Source organism: Streptomyces sp. MnatMP-M17 (assembly GCF_900091995.1).
Taxonomy (GTDB): domain Bacteria; phylum Actinomycetota; class Actinomycetes; order Streptomycetales; family Streptomycetaceae; genus Streptomyces.
The window spans coordinates 1-3,380 of sequence record NZ_FMDK01000799.1 but is presented as its reverse complement, the minus strand read 5'-3'; the positions used below and the strand labels follow the sequence as shown (position 1 = coordinate 3,380).

Below are 3,380 nucleotides of genomic sequence, written 5' to 3'. Positions count from 1 at the left end.
CCGGCTACCGGCGCGAGACCGAGCCGCTGGTACGGCGGACCGCGCGCGCCTTCGAGGGTTACGACTATGTGGTGACGCCGTCCGGATCCTGCGCGGCCATGGTCCGTCAGCACTATCCGGCCTTCGGCGACCCGGCCGCCACGGCGCTCGCCGCGCGGACCTATGAGCTGACGGAGTTCCTGGTCGATGTGGTCGGCGTGACGGATGTCGGCGCGTACTTCCCGCACACCGTCACCTACCATCCGTCCTGCCACGGACTGCGTCTGCTCGGGCTCGGAGAGCGCCCGCGGAGACTGCTGGAGGCGGTGAGAGGACTGGAGCTGCGCGAGCTGCCGGGCGCGGACGAGTGCTGTGGATTCGGTGGTACGTTCGCCGTGAAGAACTCCGATGTTTCGGCCGCGATGGGCCAGGACAAGGTGCGCAACGCCGTGTCCACCGGAGCCGGTGTGCTCTGTGGCGCGGACAACTCCTGTCTGATGCATCTCGGCGGAATCGTGAGCCGTGAGGACGCCCCGCTGCGCCCTGTGCATCTCGCGGAGATCCTGGCGTCGACGGAAGAGGAGCCCTGGTCATGAGCGGTACATATCTGGGCATGCCGGCGTTTCCGGTCGCGGCCAAGGAGGCCGTGGGCAATGAGACGCTGCGGGCGAATCTGCGGCACGCCACCCATACGATCAGGGACAAGCGCGCCAGGGCCGTCGCGGAGCTGGACGACTGGGCGCTGCTGCGCGAGGCGGGCAAGCGGATCAAGGACCATACGCTGCGCCATCTCGACCGCTATCTCGTCCAGCTTGAGGAGTCGGTGACGGCGGCGGGCGGGGTGGTGCACTGGGCGGCCGACGCCGCCGAGGCCAACCGCATCGTGGCGGAGCTGGTGAAGGCCACCGGCGAGTCGGAAGTCGTCAAGGTCAAGTCGATGGCCACCCAGGAGATCGGGCTCAACGAGGCGCTGGAGGCCGAAGGCATCTCCGCGTACGAGACCGATCTGGCCGAGCTGATCGTGCAGCTCGGCGACGACCGTCCTTCCCACATCCTGGTTCCGGCGATCCATAAGAACCGCGCCGAGATCCGTGACATCTTCCGCGATCGGATGGGCGCCTGGGGCCGTGCGGCTCCCGAAGGACTCTCCGACACCCCGGGCGAACTCGCCGAGGCGGCGCGGCTCCATCTGCGGGAGAAGTTTCTGCGCGCCAAGGTCGGTGTCTCCGGCGCGAACTTCATGGTCGCCGAGACCGGGACGCTCGTCGTCTTCGAGTCGGAGGGCAACGGACGGATGTGTCTGACGCTCCCCGAGACACTGATCTCCGTGGTCGGGATCGAGAAGGTGGTGCCGACCTGGCGCGATCTGGAGGTCTTCCTCCAGACGCTGCCGCGCTCCTCGACCGCCGAGCGGATGAACCCGTACACCAGCATGTGGACCGGCACCCATGACGCCGACGGCCCGAGCACCTTCCATCTGGTGCTGCTGGACAACGGCCGTACGGAGACACTGGCCGACGAGGTCGGCCGGCAGGCGCTGCGCTGTATCCGCTGCTCGGCCTGTCTGAACGTCTGCCCGGTGTACGAGCGGGCCGGCGGGCACGCGTACGGCTCGGTCTACCCGGGCCCGATCGGCGCGATCCTCAGCCCACAGCTCCGTGGCACCCAGAGCGAGATCGACGCCTCGCTGCCGTATGCCTCGTCGCTCTGCGGAGCGTGTTACGAGGTGTGTCCCGTCGCCATCGACATTCCCGAGGTCCTGGTCCATCTGCGCGAGCGGGTGGCGGACCAGGGCGGTAAAGGGCACCGGCTGGAGAAGGCCGCGATGAAGGCGGCGGGCTGGGTCTTCGACCATCCCCGGGTGCTGGCCGCGGGCGAGAGGGCCGCCTCGAAGACGCGCCGGCTCCATCCGTCGAGACTGCCGGGCGCGGGCGCATGGACGGACACACGCGATCTGCCGAAGCTGCCGCCCGAGCCGTTCCGCGACTGGTGGAAGAAGAACCGCGCGGAGGGCCGCGGCAAGGGCGTCCGCCCGACCGGCGGCGGTGCGGACGGCGCCGGCCCTCGGAGCGCCACGGACCTCAACTCCGCCGACCTCAACTCCGACGACCGTAAGGACAGTGGGACATGAGCACCGGTTCCGGCTCGCGGGAGCGGATTCTCGCCCGTATCCGTACGGCGGTCGCCGATGCCCCGGATGCTCCGGAGGCCGTACGCGACTATCTGGACACGCACACGCCCGAGGACCGTATCGTCGAGCTGCTCACCGAGAACCTCGCGGACTACCGCGCGATCGTCCACCGGTCGGACACCGAGGAGCTTCCCGCGCTCATCGGTCGCCTGCTGGCCGAGCGAGGCGCCCGTACGGTTCTGGTGCCTCCGCTGCTCCCGCCGTCCTGGCTCTCCGCGACGCCCGCGGACGTCACCCGGATCGAGGACGACGTCGACGCGACGGCCCGGGAGCTCGACGCGGTCGACAGTGTGGTCACCGGCTGCGCCCTCGCCATCGCGGAGACCGGCACGCTCGTCCTCGACGCGGCGCCGGACCAGGGACGACGCCGTATCACGCTCGTACCCGACCATCACATCTGTGTGGTGAGGACCGCCGACCAGATCGTCGGGTCCGTGCCGCAGGCCATGCCGCGGCTGGATCCCACCCGCCCGCTGACCTGGATCTCGGGTCCCTCCGCCACCAGCGACATCGAGCTCGACCGTGTCGAGGGCGTCCACGGTCCACGAACGCTGGAAGTCATCCTGCTCGCCGAGTGACCGAGGTCAGCCGCGGTGCCTCGGCGCCCGCGTCCACCGCACCACCGTCGGCCACCCGTCCGGCCAACTCCCGTGCCCAGGAGGTCAGTCCGGCGATATCGATACCGTAAGGCGACGGATAGGCGGCGATCCCGCCCGCGCCGCGCAGCAGCAGCCGGGCGCCGCCCGCCGTGTTGCCGCGGGCCGAGTGCGTCAGCCCGACGGCCAACTGGGCCAGTCCGCGCCACAGCGCCCGTTCGTCCTCGGGCCCCGACTTCCAGGCGTCCTCGAACACCTCGTGCGCGTGGAACGGTTTGCCCGCGTCCAGCAGGAGCTGGGCTTCCCTGACGGTCTCCTCGGGTGTACGGATCACACCCTCGGGCTGCCGCTCCACGCCCTGAGCCCCGTACGGCAGAGGCCGCCCCAACCCGTCACGCGGCCGCGCGTTACGCGCCCGTCCCTCGTTGTCACGGTCCCGACCGTTCTCCGTCATACGTCGATTGTCGCCCGGACAGAGTGCGTCTTCCCGTCGCGCGGAGTGGGGTAATGTTGTCCTGCGTGGTCGGCCGAAGGGATCTTTCCCGTCGGATCCGCGCATCGGGACGTGGCGCAGCTTGGTAGCGCACTTGACTGGGGGTCAAGGGGTCGCAGGT

Annotated in this window: 4 protein-coding genes; 3 read left to right on the top strand and 1 reads right to left on the bottom strand. The window is 69.8% G+C overall.

The window, feature by feature from the left end; translation table 11 throughout:
* The 3 genes from GA0115259_RS30890 to GA0115259_RS30880 form a co-directional block, all read left to right on the top strand.
* On the top strand, nt 1–575 hold a 575-nt coding region (locus tag GA0115259_RS30890; protein WP_093603119.1), incomplete at its 5' end, for a (Fe-S)-binding protein.
* Entirely contained in the window at nt 572–2,110 is a 1,539-nt protein-coding gene (locus GA0115259_RS30885) for a LutB/LldF family L-lactate oxidation iron-sulfur protein (protein WP_093603117.1), read from the top strand. The genes GA0115259_RS30890 and GA0115259_RS30885, both read left to right, overlap by 4 nt.
* Nucleotides 2,107–2,748: a LutC/YkgG family protein gene (locus tag GA0115259_RS30880; protein ID WP_093603115.1), complete on the top strand. Its 642-nt coding sequence runs from the start codon at nt 2,107–2,109 to the stop codon at nt 2,746–2,748. The genes GA0115259_RS30885 and GA0115259_RS30880 overlap by 4 nt, the downstream gene beginning before the upstream one ends.
* Here the strand turns inward: GA0115259_RS30880 and GA0115259_RS30875 are convergent.
* Nucleotides 2,729–3,220, bottom strand: coding sequence for a DUF309 domain-containing protein (locus tag GA0115259_RS30875; RefSeq protein ID WP_093603113.1), 492 nt, complete (start codon nt 3,218–3,220; stop codon nt 2,729–2,731). The two genes, GA0115259_RS30880 and GA0115259_RS30875, sit on opposite strands and share 20 nt — an antisense overlap.
* Nucleotides 3,221–3,380 lie beyond the last annotated feature (160 nt).

Excerpts from the sequence above, each read along its gene's own strand:
- GA0115259_RS30885 (WP_093603117.1), top strand. The coding sequence starts at position 572 with ATGAGCGGTACATATCTGGGCATGCCGGCGTTTCCGGTCGCGGCCAAG.
- GA0115259_RS30880 (WP_093603115.1), top strand. The coding sequence starts at position 2,107 with ATGAGCACCGGTTCCGGCTCGCGGGAGCGGATTCTCGCCCGTATCCGT.
- GA0115259_RS30875 (WP_093603113.1), bottom strand. The coding sequence starts at position 3,220 with ATGACGGAGAACGGTCGGGACCGTGACAACGAGGGACGGGCGCGTAAC.